The following is an 18,635-nucleotide window of genomic DNA, read 5'->3' as shown; positions in this document are numbered from 1 at the left end:
GACCGGGATCGCAGGTCATCAAATGACCGTTCCTACAGCGACCGGGATCGCCGGTCCTACGGCGATCGTGATAAGAAGAACGTCACCGGCGACCGCGACAGTTCTCGGCCGGCACGCTCCTACGGTGACCAGGGCCGCCGGTCTTACGGTGATCGTGGCAAGAACGCCACCGGTGATCGGGCCCGGTCGTACGGCGACCGCGACAGTTCTCGTCCGGCACGCTCCTACGGCGATCAGGACCGACGGTCCTACGGCGATCGTGGCAAGAACGCCACCGGCGATCAGGACCGCCGCTCGTACGGTGACCGCGACGGTTCTCGTCCGGCACGCTCCTACGACGATCGCGGGCCGAATCGCGATTCGCGTGGTGGCGCTGATCGCCGCCGCGAGGGTGGGTACCCGCAGGGGCGCGATTCTCGGAGCTTCGATCGACGCAATGATCGTCCTGACAGGGACGAGCGTCCGCTGCCTCCGGGACTGGAGCCTGCGGAGAACGAGCCGGAGCTTCCTGAGGGTTATGACCAGTCGGGCCTGCCCGGCCCGATGCGAGCCGAGTTGCGGTCCTTGACCAAGCAGTTGGCAGAAAAGGTCGGCGGTCATCTGCAGGCGGCCGCCGAGCTCATCGAGGTGGATCCGGAGCAGGCGCTCGCGCACGCGATGGTCGCCAGGCGGCTCGCGTCCAGATTGCCGGTGGTTCGCGAGGCGGCAGCCGAGACGGCATATCTCGCCGAGCACTACGACACGGCGCTCACCGAATACCGTGCGCTGCATCGCATGACCGGCGACGATGACTATCTGCCGATTATCGCCGACTGCGAGCGTGCCGTCGGCAAGCATCAGATCGCCCTGCGCACACTTCGCGAGGCTCGCGAGGTCAAGCTCAGCGTGCCCCAGCAGGTCGAGGTGATTCTGGTCGAGGCCGGCGTCCGGGATGACATGGGACAGCGCGACGAAGCATTACGGTTGCTCAAGGAGGCAATCAGCGGCGGCCGCGGCGGACGCCAGGGTCAGGCCCGTCTGCGCTTCGCCTACGCCGACCTGCTTGCCGAACACGGACGAGTCGACGCCGCGCTGGAGTGGTTGGCGTCCGCCGGCCGGTACGACGAGGCACAGATCTTAGAGATCGACGCCCGCATCGCCGAGTTGAAGGGCGAGCCGTTGCCCGACACCACGGATCTCGATGAGTTCGAAGTGCTTGATGTCGAAGAAGTCGATGACGTCGACGACGATGCCGAAGCGGACGGCTTGCCGACAGACGATGGCGCAGCTGCGGATGCGGACCCGGCAGGCGACGATCTGGAGGATGAGTGAGCCGCTTCATCGATGCCTACGACGCCGCGATGTTCGATCTGGATGGCGTTGTCTACCTCGGTCCGGACGCCGTTGAGGGTGCTCCGGCCAGTCTCGCAGAACTCCGCAGCCTGGGAGTGAAGGTCGGCTTTGTCACCAACAACGCCGGACGCAGCGCCGATGTCGTGGTCGACCAGCTCAACCAGCTGGGTATCGACTGCGGGCTGAGTGATGTCGTCACCAGCCCGCAGGCGATTGCACAGGTGATGCGCCGGGAGTTGCCCGATGGCGCCAAGGTTCAGGTGTGCGGTGCGCAGGCACTCGCCGATGAGATGACCGCCGCCGGTTTCACCGTCGTCAGCGACTTTACGCAGGAGCCCGTCGCCGTTGTCCAGGGCTACGATCCGAACCTGTCGTGGCCGAGCCTTGACAACGCGGGCTTCGCGATCCAGCACGGTGCGCGTTGGTTCGGCACGAACACCGATATCACTCGGCCGACCCACCTGGGCCTGGTCCCGGGAGCCGGAGCGCAGATTGAGGCGCTTCGAACTGCGGTGCCGGATGCGCCGATCACGGTCGCGGGCAAGCCATATCCGCCGCTGCTGCAGGAGACCATCAAGCGGATGCAGGCGTCCAGGCCGGTCTTCGTGGGCGATCGTCTGGACACCGATATTGAGGGGGCCCACAATGTGGGCATCGACTCGTTCCTGGTCTTCACCGGCGCGCACGGCAAGAAAGACCTGGTCAGCGCGAGTCCCAGACAGCGTCCAACGGCCATCGGCTGGAATGTCGAGGGTCTTCTCGAACCCCGCCGGGAGTGCTCGCAGGGTGGTGGCGCGGTCGTCTGCGGCGCCGCCCGTGCATGGACGTCAGGCTCGGTCGTGCAAATCGACGGCCCGCTGACCTCGGTTACCGAGCAGCTCGACGCCTTGTGGGCGATCGTCCAGCTCACTTGGAGGGACGGCTCACTGGACGCCACCGAGACTCTCGATGCGTTGCAGCTGCTTCCATGACCGACACCGGGCGAGACACGAAGGCCGGGCAAGACCAAGGACCGGGACGGGCAGTAGCCCTGGCAGGTCCGCCCCTTACCGGCAACCGGATCATCGATGCCGTGCTTGCAGACCTTGCCGAGGCCGACCAGCTTTCGGTGAGTGACCAGCTGCAACGGTTGTCTGCCGCCCATGAAGTGCTCGCCGGTGTTTTGGAGAGTTCCCGAGCCGGAGCCATTCCGATGCCCAGGCCGGGAGCGCGTCCACGGTGACTGAACGGCTTGACCAGGCACTGGTCACTGCGGGCCTCGCCAGGTCGCGGTCGCAGGCGTCCGAGCTGATCAAGAGCGGACGAGTGCAGGTCAACGGTCAGGTCGCGACGCGGCCTGCATATCGCACCGTCCCGTCGGATGCCATCGACTGCCAGACCGACCCGTGGGTTTCGCGAGCGGCGCACAAGCTCATCGGAGCGCTCGATGCCTCCGGGCTCCAGGTGCCCGTCAGGGCGCTCGATGCCGGTGCCTCGACCGGCGGGTTCACTCAGGTGCTGCTCAGCCGTGGCGCAGAGATCGTCTACTCGGTGGATGTCGGGCATGACCAGTTGGCGCCCGCCGTGCGAACCGATCCGCGTGTGCAGGTGCGGGAGGGCCTGAATCTGCGCGACCTTGTGCTCGCGGATCTCGACGGTGAACCGGTCGATCTGGTCGTCGCGGATGTCTCGTTCATCTCATTGCGGATGCTCCTCGAACCGCTGTTCGCGGTGCTGAAACCTGCCGGTCAAGCGATGCTGATGATCAAGCCGCAGTTCGAGGTCGGACGCGAAAGGCTCGGCGCAGGGGGAGTCGTCCGCTCGCAAACCGATCGCCTGCTTGCCATCGATGGCGTTGTCGACGATGCGGCGAGGCTGGGTTGGGTTCCTGTGTGGCGGGCGGACAGTCAGCTGGCCGGTCCGGCCGGCAATCTGGAGCACTTCGTCTGTTTTGCCCGGGGTACACAGCGGTCCTCGGATGTCCAGCAGTAAGGTCGGCCGACTTGGGTAGGCTTCGAACGTGACGATTATCCCGCAACCCCAGGTAGCCCGCCGCGTAGGGATTCTGCTGCATCCGGCGCGTCCGGAGGCAATCGATGTTGCCGAGAAGTTCGTCAAGGGAATCGCAGATACCGGCATCACGTGTGTGGGCTTCGGCGATCGCATCGCCGATCTACGCGAGCGAGTCGGGGCGGCGGAGATCCAACAGGGCAGTCTCGACAGACTCGATCGGCTCGAACTGATGGTCGTTTTCGGTGGCGACGGCACGATTCTGCGAGCGGCCGAGGGCGTCATCCCGAGCGGGGTGCCGCTGCTCGGTGTCAACCTGGGTCACGTCGGCTTCTTGGCGGAACTCGAATCACACGACGTTCATAAGCTCGTTCAGCAGGTCGTCGACCGCAACTATTCGGTGGAGGAACGTCTCACCCTCGACGTGCAGGTGATCGATCCAGATGGGCACCAGATCTGGTCGTCCTTCGCCGTCAACGAGGTTTCGCTAGAGAAGGCGGCCCGCGAGAAGATGCTCGACGTGCTGGTCGAGATCGATGAACGGCCGGTCTCCCGGTGGAGTTGCGACGGGATGCTGGTATCAACGCCGACCGGATCCACCGCCTACGCATTCTCCGTCGGTGGACCGGTCATCTGGCCGGACGTGCAGGCCTTCCAGGTCGTCCCGATGGCCGCGCATGCGCTGTTCGCGCGACCGTTGGTGCTCGACCCCAACTCCCTGGTCGATTTGACCTTGTCGAACCAGTTCGTCACGCGTGCGGTGGTCTGGTGCGATGGCCGCCGCTCGGTGGATATTCTGCCGGGTGCCCGCATCCACGTGCAGCGAGGAAGTCATCCGCTGCGGGTTGCCAGGCTCAAGGAGCAGCCTTTCACTTCACGCCTGGTGAAGAAGTTCGACCTCAACATCGACGGTTTTCGAAGCAGAGGACGCCCCTGATGCTCGTCGAGCTTCGCATCGCGGACCTCGGGGTGATCGCAGACGCGACCATCGAACCAACCGCGGGCATGACTGCCATCACCGGCGAGACCGGTGCCGGCAAGACGATGATCGTCAGCTCGCTGGGCCTGCTGCTGGGTGGCCGAGCCGATTCGTCGGTCGTGCGACTCGGGTCACAGCGCGCAATCATCGAGGGACGCTTCGACGAGATTTCGCCGGTGACCCAGAAGCTGGATTCCATCGGAGCGCAGACCGAGGCGGACGAACTGCTCGTCTCTCGACAAGTCAGCAAGCAAGGTCGCTCGCGGGTATTCGTCGGTGGCGTGCAGACCCCGATCTCAAAGCTCGCTGAGATCACCGGCGAACTCGCGACCATTCACGGGCAGGCCGAGCAAGTCAGGCTGGGTGACCCTGACAGACAGCGCGAGGTGCTCGACCATGCGGGAGGGCCTGAGCTGCTGGGCCTACTCGAGCGTTACCGGCAGGCATACCGCCGCCGTGACCAGCTGCGTGCCGAGCGCGACGATCTGATTCACAACGCGCAAGGACGTGCCAGGGAAGCCGATCTTCTCCACTTCGGTCTTGATGAGATCTCGGCTGTCGATCCCCATCCCGGCGAGGACGCTGAACTCGCGGCTGAGGCGTCCAGGCTGCAGGCGATGGATGACTTGCGGATGCTTGCAGAGCGAGCCAATCATGCGCTGTCGGGCTCTGACGAAGGCGATCTGGACGATCCGGGAGCGATCGGCTTGGTCGGAATGGCCCGGCACGAACTCGTCGATATCGCCCGTTTGGATGAGCAGGCCACCGAGCTGGCCAACGCGGTACGCATCCTCGCTGGTCAGGTCAACGAACTGGCGGCCGACGTCGCGTCCTACCTGGCAGATCTCGATGCCGATCCGTTGCGTCTCGACGCGGTGACGTCGCGGCGGGCGCAGCTTGCGGGGCTGACCCGCAAGTACGGGTCGACCATTGATGAAGTGCTGGCATGGGCGGAGCAGGCTGCCAGCAGGCTGGGCGGGCTCACCCAGGGGGATCAGCGACTGAACGAACTGAACGCACTGATAGCCGACCTCGACGAGACCCTACTGGCGTCGGGCGGCCAGATCACCGGGTTGCGGGAGCGGGCAGCACAGCGGTTGGCCTCCGCAGTGCAGACCGAGCTCGCCGCGCTCGCTATGCCGCACGCCCGCTTGCGCTTCGAACTGCAGCCGTTGCCGAAGCCGGGACCCCACGGCCTGGAGCATCTGCAGTTGCTCTTCGCGGCCAACCCCGGAGCGGCTCCCGGGCCACTGGCAAGAGTCGCCTCGGGCGGTGAGCTCTCGCGAGTGCGCCTGGGTTTGGAAGTGGTGCTGGCAGCCGAGGACCCGGGCCACGTCTTCGTATTCGATGAAGTGGACGCCGGGATCGGTGGCACGGTAGCCATCGAGGTCGGCCGCCGGCTGGCGAGATTGGCCGAATACTCACAGGTCATAGTGGTGACCCATTTGGCCCAGGTGGCGGCATTCGCGTCCGCGCATTGGGTCGTCTCCAAGTCCAGCGATGGGCAGGTGACCACCAGCGATCTGAGGCTCGTCAGCGGAGTCGATCGGCAATCCGAGTTGGCGCGCATGATGGGTGGCCTGGACGACAGCAGTTCTGGTCTGGCACATGCCAGGGACTTACTTGAGCTGGCCGGAGCGCACTCCTTACCTGCGGAGAACAGTCAACTGGGCGCCTGATCAGGCCTGCCGGCTGAGAATTGGCGAGGGCAATCTCCCGCGGAGGACGCGTGATAGGTTGCCCTCGTCATGTCGTTGAAGGAGTGGAAACAGTGATTCTGGCCGATAGTCTTCCGCCGTTCGGTCCCGGACGTCATCTACTGAGCGTTCAGCAGTTCGACCGGACATCGTTGCAGAAATTGTTCGATCTGGCCGACCTCGTGCGTCCGATCGCCGAGCGGCACGAGGTGTGTACCGTGCTCGACGGGGCCATTCTCGGAAGCCTCTTCTTCGAGCCCAGCACTCGAACCAGGCTCAGCTTCGAGTCGGCCTTCTTGCGGTTGGGCGGTGAGGTGACCACGACCACCGGCTTCACCTTCTCGTCCATGGCAAAGGGTGAATCGATCGCGGACACCTCGCGGGTTGTCTCGGGATACTCCGACGTGCTCGTGGTGCGTCACCCCGATGCGGGCTCGGTCGCCGAGTTCGCGGCCGCATCGGTGGTGCCCGTGGTCAACGCCGGCGATGGCGCGGGCGAGCACCCGAGCCAGGCGCTGCTCGACTTCTACACGCTCGAATCTGAACTGGGAGCGCTCGGCAAGCCGGTCGACGGCTGCACTATCGCGATCGTCGGCGACCTGAAGTATGGACGCACCGTGCACTCGCTGATGAAGCTGCTGTCACTGGCCGACAAGATCACTTTCAAGATGTTCAGCCCACCGAGCCTCGAGTTGCCCGTCGAGGTCGAGAGGTACGCGCGAGAGCGCGGCCACCGCGTCATCGACTGTGACTCGGTGCCGGAAGCGGTGACGGGAGCTGATGCGGTCTACGCGACCCGCGTCCAGCGCGAGCGGATGACCGAAGAGGTGTTGGCTTCGGCGAACATCTCCGGCAATCTGCTGAACAGGCAGATGCTCGCCGAAGCAGGCGCCAACGAGATCATCATCATGCACCCGCTGCCCCGCGATTCGCGGATGGATTCGTTCGATCTGTCCACCGATGTGGACGACCTGCCCGGCCTGTCGATCTTCCGGCAAACCGACAACGGCGTGCTGATCAGAATGGCGATCTTCCTTACCACGCTCGGGTGCTCCGCGGACGCCGTGAAGGCGACAATCAAGCGGCGTCCCTGGGACGCGACCCTGCGCTGGAACTGAGTTTCGCGCTGTAGCGGCTGGGGGAAGTCGCAGCGGCCACCGATGTGTGCAGGTCGAGCGACAGCGGCTGCGGGAAGTCGCAGCGGCTACCGATGTGTGCAGGTCTGGCGACAGCGGCTGCGGGAAACAACGACGGCTACCGAAGGTTCGGCAGCGTCTGTTATTCGCGGCAGCCGCTGTAGTTGGGACGCCGGGAAGCCGGCAAGCGGGGCGAGTGATTCAGAGATTCGCCTTGGTGATCGCTTCCCACAGGCCGCTCAGATAGCTGATGCCCAGTGCGCGGTCGTATAGGCCGTAGCCGGGACGTCCCCGCTCGCCCCAGATATCGCGGCCATGATCGGGTCTGGCGTAACCGTCGAATCCTGAGTCGTAGAAGGCGCGCATGATCTCGTACATGTCGAGCGAGCCGTAGGTCGAAGAATGTGCCGACTCATGGAAGTCCACCTCGGAGGTGAACTTGATGTTGCGGATCTGCGCGAAGCCGACCTTGTCGCGTCCGGCGAACTCGCGGATCAGCGCGGGCACGTCGTTGTCGGGGTTTTCCCCGAGCGATCCGGTGCACAGCGTGAACCCGTTGTAGGGGGAGTCATAGAACGACTCGATCCGGCGCAGGTCTTCGGCGTCCTTGGCAATGCGCGGCAGCCCGAAGAGCGACTTCGGCGGATCGTCCGGGTGCATGGCCATCTTGACGTCGTAACGCTCACAGGTCGGCATGATGGCCCGGATGAAGTACTTGAAGTTGTCTGCCAGCCCGTCGGCGTCGAGCGGGGCATAGGCCTCCAGCAACTCCTGCAAGTGGACGAGACGCTCCGGCTCCCAGCCGGGCAGTTTGTGGCCGCCGGTGTTGTTGGCGTTCATCCGGTCCATGGCTTCCTGAGCGGTGCCCTGAACCAGTGCATCCTCGTAGGCCATGGTTAGTGACCCGTCGGGCAGCCGGTGATGGAGGTCGGTGCGCACCCAGTCGAAGACCGGCATGAAGTTGTAGCAGATGACCTTCACGCCGACTGCCGACAGGCTCTTGATGGTCTCGATGTAGTTGTCGATCGCCCGGTCGCGCTGAGGGCCGCCGATCTTGATGTCGTCGTGGATATTGACGCTTTCGACCAATTCGAACTTCAGGTCGACAGCCTCGATTTGATCGCGCAGCGCGGTGATCTTCTCCATTGGCCAGACCTCTCCGACCGGCACATCGAACAGAGCGCCGACCACATGGCTGACATTGGGTACCTGCCGGATGAATTCGAGCGGGATAGGGTCATCCTGCGCGCCGAACCAGCGCATTCCAAACTTCACTTCGGTCCTCATTCGTCGACGAAACACGGATCCAGATGCGCTGGTGGGCCGTTGAGAGCCCACCAGCGCCAAGGCTAACCTCCGAACCAATGCAGCGGCACGAGGACCAATTGCGGGAAGACAGCCAGCAGCACCACCAGGCCGGATTGCGCGATGAAATAGGGAATCACCGGTTTCAAGATCGCGCCCATCTTCACGTTTCCTGTCGCGCAGGCCACATTCAGCACCGGTCCAACAGGTGGGGAGGTCAAACCGAGAACATTCGCGAGCACGAAGACGACGCCGAAATAGACCAGATCGACGCCGGCGGCGTTGAGCACCGGAATGACGATCGGGGTCAAGATAAGGATCGTTGGCACAACGTCCATAGCCAAGCCTACGATCAGCACGATAATCATCAGCACGACCACCAACAGCGTAGGACGCTCGATCAGCGGCTCCAGCAACGCGATGACGATCTTCGGCAGGCCAGAGATAGTCATGAAGTAGGCGGCCACCTGGGCGGTTGCTGCCAAGAACATGACGACTGCCGACATCTTGGCGCCGGAGATCAAGCCATTGAATATCTCCTTCGGCTTCAGTTCTCGGTAGACGAAGACGCCTACGAGAAGCGCGTAGACGACCGCCACCACGCCCGCCTCCGTTGCGGTGAAGGCGCCGCTGCGCAGACCGACCAGGACGATGACGGGAAGCAGCAACGCCCACATACCGTTGATGAAGACCTTCAGTGCCTCGGCTATCGTCGGGCGGCGCTCGTTTGACTTCACTGCATCCTTGCGCGAGACGATGAACCAGATCACGCACATCAACAAGGTGAGGTAGATGGCAGGTGCGATACCTCCCATGAACAGCGATTTGATGGAGACGCCGGCAGCTACGCCGTAGACGATGAACGGCACCGAGGGCGGCATGATCGGTGCCACCAAGTTGGCGGACGCCACCAGCCCTGCGGCCTTCGCGCGGTCGTATCCTGCCTTCGCCATCATCGGAATGAGTATGGCGCCGAGCGCAGCGGTGGACGCCACTGCAGAACCAACCAGCGAGGCGAAGAGCAGGCAGGCGAAGATCGTGACATAGCCCAGGCCGCCGCGGACTCGTCCGACGAAGATGTTGGCGAACTCGATGAGCCGCCGGGTCAGGCCTCCACGGTTCATCAGTTCGCCTGCGAGCACGAAGAACGGCAACGCCATCATGGATACCGAGTCGGTGCCGCGCATCAATTGGGCGGAGATGATCTCGGGGCTGGTGGCCGTGCCGCCCATATGCAGGCCGGTAACCACTGCGCAGAAGAGCAGCGAGATCGCGATCGGGACGCCGATGGCGATGGCGAAGATCAAATAGACCAGGAACAGAGTGAGTAGCAGCATTGTCAGTCAGTCCTCACTCGATCGAGAATTCTTCGGAGACTTCGTCCTTGGGCGACATGAGCGTAAGAACGGGTATCTTGTTGAGCACCATCTTGATGATGTTCGATACAGCGAGCGCGATGATCGACACTCCGGTCAATACTCCGACGCCATTGATGAGGGCGCGAGGATATCCCGTTGCTACCCAGTGGTCGTTAATGCTCTGAATGGTCAGGTTCCAACTACCCATGGCAAGCACGGCCATCATCCAGATCACGATGAGCTGAATGGCCAGGTAGACACCTCGACGTGCCTTCTCGGGGACGCGTTCGACCAGCAGCTCGACGCCCAGATGACGGTTGTCCCGGTAGGCGTCGATCGTGCCGAGGTAGACGAGGTAGATGAAACAGATACGGGCGATCTCTTCGGACCAGGCGAGCCCGGTATTGAAGACGTAGCGCAGGATCACGTTCAGAAATACGAGCGTGATCATGATACCGAGAAAAATCGCGATGAGAATTTGAATTCCCCGGAACAGCTTGTCCATGAATCCAGTCATGTGATGGCTCCAGTCCAGTGGCCGGGGCCAACGACCATGCGGTGCTGACCCCGATCACGATGGCTATCTACTTGACGTTTTCGATCTTGGTGACGAGTTCTTTGGCCCAGTCATTGTCGGCATAGAGCTTGTCAACCGTGGGCTTGGTCTTTTCAACCAGCACGGCGCGATCCGCATCGGTGAGCGGAGTGACGGTGAGGCCGTTGTCAATCAGTGTTTGGCGGTCTTTGGCGATGCTAGCGATGTAGTTGTCCCAGGCCTGCTCGGTCGCCTTCTTGGCAGCATCCTGGACGATCTTCAATTGTTCTTCGGTCAGTGAGTCGAGGAACGCTTGGTTCGCCACGATCTCCATGGTCGCGACGATGTGGTTCGTCTCGTAGACGTACTGCTGTACCTCGTAGAGACCTTCGGAGACGATCGTCACCATGCCGTTGTCCTGGCCGTCAACGACACCGGTCTCCAGAGCCGAGAACAACTCGCCAAGGGGGATGACCTGGGCGCTGGCGCCGAGATCTGCGGCCAGCCCCAAGTGGATGGGGTTGTTGGGCATCCGGAACTTCTGGCCCGCGAAGTCGGCCGGTGAGGTCAGCTGCTTGGAGCTGCTGAATGTGCGGGCGCTGTTCGGTCCCCAGGAGAGAATCTGGGTCTCTGGGAACTTCTCGTGGAACTGCGCGCTCAAATCGTCGGCCACGTCGCCGGTCCAGGTGGCCTTGGCATGCTCGACATCGCGATACAGCCACGGCCAGTCAGAAATCAGCATGGTCGGGAATTCCTGGTTCATGGGCGTGCCGACGACAGCCATCTCAATCGTGCCGTTGCGGACGGCGTCCCACAGGTCAGCCTCGTTTCCGAGAGTGCCGGAGTGATACACGTCGAGGGTGAGGGCGCCGTTCGTCTTCTCCTCGATCTCCGGCTTCAGGACGTTGTCGAGGGACGCGGCGACCGGGTGGGTCTGATTCCAGGTGCCGGCGATCTTGATAACCCGGCCTTCTCCGCCCTCGTCATCGACGGTGGCGGGTCCCAGACCACAACCGGCCAGTGCGAGGGATGCCAACAGTGCTGTCGCCGTGAGTAGTCTCTTCTTCATTTCGGGTACTCCCTAAGGTTCATTTCCCCTGGATGGGCGGCCCGGCCACATCGTTGCGCTCGTGGCGGCCGGTGCAGAGTGAGCCTTCCGGGTTGGTTGAGGGTCGACTCTGACTCTGCATGGAATGCTAAGACTGACATATCAGTGCTGTCAAACAACATCCTGGCTACACTGGCGTCATGTCTGGGAAGGCGCCGACCATCCGGCAAGATGTCTATGCCGAGCTGCGGGCACGCATCGTCACGCTGCAGTACCCGCCCAAGGCCGCGATCTCTGAGAAAGATCTGGCCACCGAGCTGGGAGTTTCCCGAACTCCGGTGCGGGAAAGCCTGCTGAAGCTTCGAGACGAGGGATTCGTCCAGGTGTTTCCCCAGGTGGGGACCTTCGTCTCGCATGTCGACATCAACAGAGTGAATCTGGCTCAATTTGTTCGAGAGGCCATTGAATGCACGGCATTGGAAGGATTCGTCCGCAATGGTGAATCGGCCGAGCACCTTGACGCCTTGCACGAGAATCTGGAAGCTCAACTCACGGTCAAACCCAACGGGACTGGCATTGATGATTTTTTTCAATTGGATGAGGGCTTTCACCGCGAATTGCTCGCGCTGACCGGTCGACAAGGCGCCTGGCCCATCGTCTTCGCTGAGAAGGGTCATCTTGACCGAGCCAGGCGATTCGGCCTGGCGATTCATACTTCGTATGCGCATTTTATCGAGCAGCATGCACAGATCGTGGACAGCATCGAGAAGGACGACGTAACGACGGCGGTAGCGGTGCTACGCGAGCATCTGCGGGAGATTCTGATTGACATCGCTGTGGTGCAGGGGCGATCTCCGGAGATGTTCAGCTCCGTGCAATTGCGTCCGGTCCGTCGGTTGGTTACGACTTTGGAATCCGGATGACACCGAACTTTGCGCGATATCATTCGCAAATGGGTATGAGTGTGGATCTCGGAGCCGAGCGGTGAACCCGGTCGTTACTGACTTGCGCACTCCCTGGGCCGACGAGGCCTTGAACGCCGAGTGTCCCCTCGCGCACTACCCGCGTCCGCAATTGGAGCGACCGCAGTGGTTGTGCCTCAACGGCAGCTGGGATTACGCCATCCATGAATCATCCTCGTGCGGGCTCGCGGACGAACCGCTGCCCACCGCCTACGACGGCCAGATCCGCGTTCCGTTCGCCTTGGAGACGGTCGCGTCGGGCGTGACACGCGAGCTGCGTGCCGATGAGACGCTCTTCTACCGCCGGATCGTCGAGCTCCCGCCCGAATGGCGGGACCGTCGGGTCGTGCTCAACTTCGAGGCCATCGACTACCAGGCGGCGATCTGGGTGAACGGACGACTGGCCGGTCAGCATCGCGGCGGCTATCTGCCGTTCAGCGTCGAGCTCCCCGCCGGCTACGGGCGGCCGGAGATCGTGGTCGGCGTCCGCGATCCGGGCCCTGCCGGGCGTCAGCAGTATGGCAAGCAGGCAGAGAAGGTCCCGAAGGACATCTGGTACACCGCGACCAGTGGCATCTGGCAGAGTGTCTGGGTCGAACCGCTCCCAGCCAACGCCATCACATCTGTGGCCGCCATCAGCTACGGCGATCTCGACGGATTCTCCATCGCTGTCGAGACCGAAAAGCCATGTCAGGTGGTCATTCGGGTGTACGGTCCGGACGGTTCCGAGGTGAGCGCAACCGGCAGGTCCGGCCATTCGGTCGAAGTAGCGCTGCCACACGTTCGTCCCTGGACGCCCGACGATCCCTACCTCTACCGGCTCGAAGTCAGTAACGACGGCGATCGGGTCACCTCCTGGGCCGGCCTGCGGACCATCTCGCTGGGTCGCATCCCTGGTGCTCGTCGCAGTCAGCGCCCGGTCATCGTCCTCAATGGCATGCCGTTGCTCCTCAACGCTCCGCTGGACCAGGGCTATTGGCCCGAGTCCGGGATGACGGCTCCGTCGGACGAGGCGCTGATCTTCGACCTCGAAGAACTCAAAGGTCTCGGCTTCAATGGCGTCCGCAAGCACATCAAGGTCGAGTCGCGACGCTTCTACCACCATGCCGACCGGCTGGGCATGCTCGTCGTACAAGACGTCGTGAACGGTGGACGACCGCGCGTCAGCATTCCCCGATCACGCCTGGTGATGATGCTGGATTGGCAGACACGCGACAAGACCCGCCGCGGGTTGCTCGCAGCCGGCCGGGAATCCAAGCAGAACCGCGACGAGTTCGAGGCTGATATGGCCGGTATGATCGCGCTGCTGCGCTGTCATCCGAGCATTGCGATGTGGGTCGTCTTCAACGAGGGTTGGGGGCAATATCACACCTCCCGGTTGGAACGGCAGGTCCGCGCCCTGGACCCCACGCGACTGGTCGACCCAGCCTCGGGTTGGTTCGATCAACGCGGTGGCGATTTCCGTAGCAGGCATCGCTACGTCTTAAAGTTGCAGCGTCCGCCGCGCAGGGATCGTCGTCCGTATTTCATCTCTGAGTTCGGCGGATTCAACATGGCTGCCGACGGACACCTGTGGGAAGGCGCCGGCCGGTTCGGCTACCGCTTCTACGACAATGCGGACGAACTCAATCTCGCATTTGCCAAGCTCTACCGTGAGCAGCTAATCCCGTTGCTCGCCCATGGCCTGCGTGCCTGCGTCCTTACCCAGGTGAGCGACGTGGAGATCGAGACAAACGGATTGTTCAGCTACGATCGGCGAGTTCTGAAGCCGGACGCCGGACTGCTTCGAGAACTGAACGCAGAACTCTACGCGGCCTTCGACTCACTGGCCCCCGGCCGATGACTGGTGCCCGGTGTGCTGTCAGGCCAGGCCCAGCCACTCCTTCCAGGCCGGCAACTCGCGGGTGATCTGGGCCCGGCCGTCCGCGTAGCTGCGAGCCAGTTTGACGATGTTCTTCTCCGAACTGTCGACCAGTCGACCGTCCGGAAAGAAGACCGTCGCCTTGCCCTCGCTCTCCAACTCAAGCAACTCCTCGCGAGTGCGGTTGTAGTTGTCGGCACGCGCCTCCAATGCGTCGACAACCGCGGGATAGCGACGGAAATACTGCCGCATGATGCGGCTGACCCGCATCGGTTCCTTCACATAGCGGCGTGGCCTGGTCAGCACAACAAGGAATTTCTGGTATCCGGCGGCCCTCGCTGCGTCCAAGGCAATTCCACCGCTGGGCCCGAGCGCGCCATCCAGATAGCTGTGCTCGCCGATATGCACCGTGGGCATGAAGAAGGGCAGCGTGGACGACGACTGCACCCGGATCATCAGGTCCTGCGTCGTCGGAGTGTCCTCGCGCGTCCAATAGAAGGCGCGGCCGGTATCGGCCTCGAAGACACCCAGGCTCATCGCCGCCGGGTTGGCGTGGAAGGTGGCGAAATCAAAGGGCAGCGAGCCTCCGGGAAGCCCGGACTCCCGATAGATGTAGTCGGCGTTGAACATACCTTTGCCACGCACGAAGGTCCGAAGATCTCCGAACTGCGGATCGGCAGCGAAGTCGACGAATGACTGGCGGGCCCGCTCAGGATCTCGCGCCAGGTAGTTCGCCGTATTGGACGATCCCGCCGAGATACCGGCCACCCAATCGATATGGATGCCCGCCCGCAACAGCGCCGCCACGACGGCGGCGGAGTAGCTGGCACGCATGCCGCCGCCCTCGAAAATCAGCGCGGTGTCGGTCACATTGCTTGTCAAAGCGGTCGGGGTGGTGGAAGCTGACATACCACCATGCTCTCACTCGATCGCGATGACACAATAAGGGGCGTAGAGGATCCGCGTGGACCCTCCAGATGCTGTCGATGACCCGATGCGAGAGGAACGACGTGAGCGAGAACAACAAGCAGATCGGATTCGTGGGAGCGACCGGACTGATGGGCCACGGGCTGGCCAAGAACTTGCTGCTGAAGGGCTATCCGCTGGTCTATACGATGCGCAAGCGGGCGCCCGAAGGTCTGGACGAGCTAGGTGCGACCCGCGCCGCCGACAACGCGGAATTGGGCCGGATCAGCGATGTGATCGTGATCTGTGTTACCTCGGCGGCCGATGTCGAGCAGGTCGTCAGCCAGGTTCTCACCGACCCGAAGCCCGGCCTGCTGATCTTGGACGCCTCCACCTCCGAACCGTCCACCACCTTCAAGATGGCCGAGCAGGCAGCCTCCAAGGGCGTGAAGTTCGCCGACATTCCGCTCACCCGCGGACCGGTCGAAGCCGAGGCCGGCACCGTCAACGTGCTGGTCGGCGCCGACAATGAACTCTTCGCCGAGGTGGAGCCGATCGTCTCCTGCTTCGCCGACAATATCTACCGTTGCGGCGGGCTGGGCGCAGGCCACATCATCAAGCTCGCCAACAACACAGCCTTCCAGGCCGCGCTGACCACCTTGGCCGAGGGCTTCTCGGTCTGCGTGAAGTCGGGCGTCGACCCGGCCAAGCTGATCGAGGTGCTGGGCGGAGGAGGTTTCGCCAACGGTGGCACCCTGAAGATCATGGGCGCGTCTCTCGAGGGCGACTTCGAGGGCCTGAAGTTCCAGCTCGACAACGCACGCAAGGATGTGCGCTACTTCTCGCGGCTGGCGGCCGATCTGAGCGTGCCGCTCCCGGTCGGCGATGGTGTTCACGAGGCCCTCGAGATCGCCAGCGCCCAGGGCTTCGGTGGCGAGTTCTGCGCAGCGCTCACGAAGTCCCAGGCCAAGCTGAACAACATCACCATCGGGGCCGGCGAACCAGCCTGAGTCACAAAGATCGCGGTCGGAGCTGCGCTTCAGACCCACCGCGTCGGCCGAGGACCTCGATTGCTATGCTGAACAAGGCCTGAGCGATGGGCCGTTCTGCCTACTCAGTTCCGTGGAGCTGACGGGTAGGCCTCGTCCATTGCAGAAGCTTCCGTGCGGTCTCCTGGCCGTATGGAGATTTGGATCCGGGCTTCGAAAGAAGCCTCTTCACACTGGGAGGAGTGAACCGATGACGACACCTACTCCACCAGCAGGCGCGTCAACGGATGTCGCGGACGAAGCGCCCGACAACCTCGTTCTCGCCGGTGACTTCGATGCCCCCACTTATGATCAGTGGGCAGCCGAAGTTGCGAAGGTACTGAACAAGGGACGTCCTGAAGACAAACTGCTGAGCCCCGAGCAGGCTATCGAGCGGCTTCGTTTCAAGACCGTTGACGGCATCGTGGTTGAGCCGATCTACACCGTTGATGATGCTATTGGTGATCTCGGAGCGCCCGCTTCCGAGCCGTTCACGCGCGGCACGACCGTGCGCAACGGTGACCTGGATGCCTGGGATGTTCGTGCGCTGCACGAAGACCCCGATCCTGTGGTCACTCGCGAGGCAATCCGTACCGACCTGGAGCGTGGTGCCACCAGCATCTGGCTGCGTGTCGATCCCGACGCTGTTCAGGTCTTAGACATCGCCAAGGATCTGTCCGACGTGCTGCTCGATCTCGCCAAGATCGATGTCTCCAGCCGCACCGATCAGCAGGCCGCGGCCGAGGCGCTGCTCGCCATCTTCGAGGCGACCGACAAGGACAAGTCGGAGCTTTCGCTGAATCTGGGTCTCGACCCGATCGGCGCGGCCGCTCTGAACGGCACGACTCCCGATCTGACTCAGCTCGCCGGCTATGTCAAGCGGCTCGCCGAGTACAAGAAGTCGCGGGCGATCGTCGTTGACGGCACCATCTACCACAATGCCGGCGCCGGCGATGTGCACGAGGTTGCATGGCTGCTGGCCAGCGCGGTCGAATATGTGCGAGCTCTCGTGGAGCAGGGCATCAGCGTGGACGACGCCTTCGATGCGATCAACTTCCGCGTCACCGCTGCCGTTGACGAGCTGGCGACCATCTCACGCATCCGCGCGCTGCGCACGGCGTGGGCTCGGGTCGGCGAGGTCTTCGGGGTCACCGCGGCCAAGCGCGGCGCCCGCCAGCATGCGGTCACCTCGTGGCGTGAGATCACCCGGGACGATCCCTATGTCAACATCCTGCGCGGTACCATCTCGACCTTCTCCGCTGCCATTGGTGGCGCTGAGGCGATCACCGTGCTGCCGTTCGACACCGCCTGGGGTCTGCCCAACGTCTTCAGCCGTCGCATCGCGCGCAACACACAGATCGTGCTCTCGGAGGAATCCGATATCTGCCGGGTCAATGATCCTGCGGGCGGTGCCTGGGCCATCGAGTCGCTGACCCGTCAGATCGCCGAGGCCGCCTGGGCCGAGTTCCAGACGATCGAAGCCGCTGGTGGCATGGTTGCGGTGCTCGCCGGCGGTCATGTCGGCGAAGTGCTGGCAGACCTCAACGCCAAGCGCGGCAAGTTGCTGGCATCTCGCAAGCTGCCGGTGACCGGTGTTTCGGAGTTCCCGAACCCGTCGGAGGCTCCGGTCGAGGGTCGTGTCGCTCGTCCTGAGGCTCCCGAATATGCCGGGCTCACCTGGGCTCGCAACGCGCAGGTCTTCGAGGACCTTCGCGATGCCGCTGCCGGAGCCGCTGCCGGGGTCTTCTTGGCTTGTCTGGGAACTCGTCGTGACTTCGGTGGACGTGAAGGCTTCGCGTCCAACTACTTCCACATCGCGGGGCTCGACACCCCGAGTGCGGAATCCGCCGACATCGCTGAGATCGTGGAGGCTTGGAAGGCGTCCGGTACCCCGGTCGCGTGTCTTTGCTCCTCGGGCAAGGTTTACGCATCTATCGGTGTGCAGGCCGCGCAAGCGTTGAAGGACGCCGGTGCTGCCAAGGTGCTGCTCGCGGGCAACATCAAGGAGCTCAAGGGCGCTGATACCGCCGGACTCATCGATGGCACGATCGCCATGGGCATGGATGTCGTCGCCGGTCTGAATGATGTCTTGAACACCTTGGGGGTGACTAAGTGAACGCCTTGCCTCGTTTCGACCAGGTCGAACTGGGGACTCCTGCCGTGGATCCAGACGCGCAGGCCACCTTCGACGCGATCCTGAACGCCGATGGACCGATCGACTGGACCACGCCGGAACAGATCGACGTCAAGCACCTCTACGGCAGCGACGTATACGACAGCATGGATCATCTTCACACGATGCCGGGTATGCCGCCGTTCCTGCGCGGTCCCTACTCGACCATGTACACCTCGCGTCCGTGGACGATTCGTCAGTACGCCGGTTTCTCCACCGCTGCCGAGTCGAACGCTTTCTACCGCCGCAACCTGGCTGCCGGCCAGAAGGGGCTGTCGATCGCGTTCGACCTGGCGACCCACCGTGGCTACGACTCCGATCATCCG

General features: G+C 63.1%; 17 protein-coding genes. 12 read left to right on the top strand and 5 right to left on the bottom strand.

The window, feature by feature from the left end:
- The 7 genes from AAFP05_RS00420 to pyrB all read left to right on the top strand — a co-directional run.
- Nucleotides 1-1,311: hypothetical protein (locus AAFP05_RS00420; RefSeq protein WP_341727875.1), on the top strand; the 1,311-nt coding region annotated here is incomplete at its 5' end.
- Complete coding sequence (locus AAFP05_RS00415) at nt 1,308-2,303, top strand: HAD-IIA family hydrolase (protein WP_341727874.1); 996 nt, start codon at nt 1,308-1,310, stop codon at nt 2,301-2,303. The genes AAFP05_RS00420 and AAFP05_RS00415, both read left to right, overlap by 4 nt.
- Nucleotides 2,300-2,554: a hypothetical protein gene (locus AAFP05_RS00410; protein ID WP_341727873.1), complete on the top strand. Its 255-nt coding sequence runs from the start codon at nt 2,300-2,302 to the stop codon at nt 2,552-2,554. The genes AAFP05_RS00415 and AAFP05_RS00410 overlap by 4 nt, the downstream gene beginning before the upstream one ends.
- Nucleotides 2,551-3,303, top strand: a complete 753-nt coding sequence (locus tag AAFP05_RS00405; protein WP_341727872.1) for a TlyA family RNA methyltransferase — start codon at nt 2,551-2,553, stop codon at nt 3,301-3,303. The genes AAFP05_RS00410 and AAFP05_RS00405 overlap by 4 nt, the downstream gene beginning before the upstream one ends.
- Before the next feature lie 28 nt (nt 3,304-3,331).
- Nucleotides 3,332-4,258, top strand: a complete 927-nt coding sequence (locus tag AAFP05_RS00400; RefSeq protein ID WP_341727871.1) for an NAD kinase — start codon at nt 3,332-3,334, stop codon at nt 4,256-4,258.
- Nucleotides 4,258-5,979: a DNA repair protein RecN gene (gene recN / locus AAFP05_RS00395; RefSeq protein WP_341727870.1), complete on the top strand. Its 1,722-nt coding sequence runs from the start codon at nt 4,258-4,260 to the stop codon at nt 5,977-5,979. The genes AAFP05_RS00400 and recN overlap by 1 nt, the downstream gene beginning before the upstream one ends.
- Before the next feature lie 92 nt (nt 5,980-6,071).
- Nucleotides 6,072-7,115, top strand: coding sequence for an aspartate carbamoyltransferase (gene pyrB / locus AAFP05_RS00390; RefSeq protein WP_341727869.1), 1,044 nt, complete (start codon nt 6,072-6,074; stop codon nt 7,113-7,115).
- A gap of 219 nt (nt 7,116-7,334) precedes the next feature.
- Here pyrB and AAFP05_RS00385 read toward each other — a convergent pair whose 3' ends face one another.
- The 4 genes from AAFP05_RS00385 to AAFP05_RS00370 form a co-directional block, all read right to left on the bottom strand.
- Complete coding sequence (locus AAFP05_RS00385) at nt 7,335-8,408, bottom strand: mannonate dehydratase (RefSeq protein WP_341727868.1); 1,074 nt, start codon at nt 8,406-8,408, stop codon at nt 7,335-7,337.
- 74 nt (nt 8,409-8,482) lie between these two features.
- Nucleotides 8,483-9,775: a TRAP transporter large permease gene (locus tag AAFP05_RS00380; RefSeq protein WP_341727867.1), complete on the bottom strand. Its 1,293-nt coding sequence runs from the start codon at nt 9,773-9,775 to the stop codon at nt 8,483-8,485.
- A 13-nt stretch (nt 9,776-9,788) separates the two neighbouring features.
- Nucleotides 9,789-10,301, bottom strand: a complete 513-nt coding sequence (locus AAFP05_RS00375) for a TRAP transporter small permease (protein WP_341727866.1) — start codon at nt 10,299-10,301, stop codon at nt 9,789-9,791.
- A 79-nt stretch (nt 10,302-10,380) separates the two neighbouring features.
- Complete coding sequence (locus AAFP05_RS00370; RefSeq protein WP_341727865.1) at nt 10,381-11,400, bottom strand: TRAP transporter substrate-binding protein; 1,020 nt, start codon at nt 11,398-11,400, stop codon at nt 10,381-10,383.
- A gap of 179 nt (nt 11,401-11,579) precedes the next feature.
- Here AAFP05_RS00370 and AAFP05_RS00365 point away from each other — a divergent pair, with 179 nt between their 5' ends.
- Nucleotides 11,580-12,302 carry a GntR family transcriptional regulator gene (locus tag AAFP05_RS00365; protein WP_341727864.1) on the top strand — a complete coding sequence of 241 codons (723 nt, stop codon included), beginning with the start codon at nt 11,580-11,582 and terminating at the stop codon, nt 12,300-12,302.
- A 61-nt stretch (nt 12,303-12,363) separates the two neighbouring features.
- Nucleotides 12,364-14,184: a sugar-binding domain-containing protein gene (locus AAFP05_RS00360; protein ID WP_341727863.1), complete on the top strand. Its 1,821-nt coding sequence runs from the start codon at nt 12,364-12,366 to the stop codon at nt 14,182-14,184.
- Nucleotides 14,185-14,202: 18 nt separating this feature from the next.
- On the opposite strand, the gene AAFP05_RS00355 is transcribed toward AAFP05_RS00360, so the two are convergent.
- Nucleotides 14,203-15,111 (bottom strand): patatin family protein, encoded by a 909-nt coding sequence (locus tag AAFP05_RS00355; protein WP_341727862.1) that lies wholly within the window; start codon nt 15,109-15,111, stop codon nt 14,203-14,205.
- 101 nt (nt 15,112-15,212) lie between these two features.
- On the opposite strand from AAFP05_RS00355, the gene AAFP05_RS00350 reads away from it, so the two are divergent.
- The 3 genes from AAFP05_RS00350 to AAFP05_RS00340 form a co-directional block, all read left to right on the top strand.
- The gene (locus AAFP05_RS00350) at nt 15,213-16,118 is read left to right on the top strand and encodes an NAD(P)-dependent oxidoreductase (protein WP_341727861.1); all 906 of its coding nucleotides are present in this window, start codon (nt 15,213-15,215) and stop codon (nt 16,116-16,118) included.
- Between the two features lie 229 nt (nt 16,119-16,347).
- Entirely contained in the window at nt 16,348-18,252 is a 1,905-nt protein-coding gene (gene mutA / locus AAFP05_RS00345; RefSeq protein WP_341727860.1) for a methylmalonyl-CoA mutase small subunit, read from the top strand.
- The coding region (locus tag AAFP05_RS00340; protein ID WP_341727859.1) for a methylmalonyl-CoA mutase family protein at nt 18,249-18,635 on the top strand (387 nt) is incomplete at its 3' end. The genes mutA and AAFP05_RS00340, both read left to right, overlap by 4 nt.

Source organism: Brooklawnia sp. (assembly GCF_032229645.1).
Classification (GTDB): Bacteria; Actinomycetota; Actinomycetes; order Propionibacteriales; family Propionibacteriaceae; genus Brooklawnia.
This window is presented reverse-complemented; position numbering and strand designations above follow the sequence as displayed.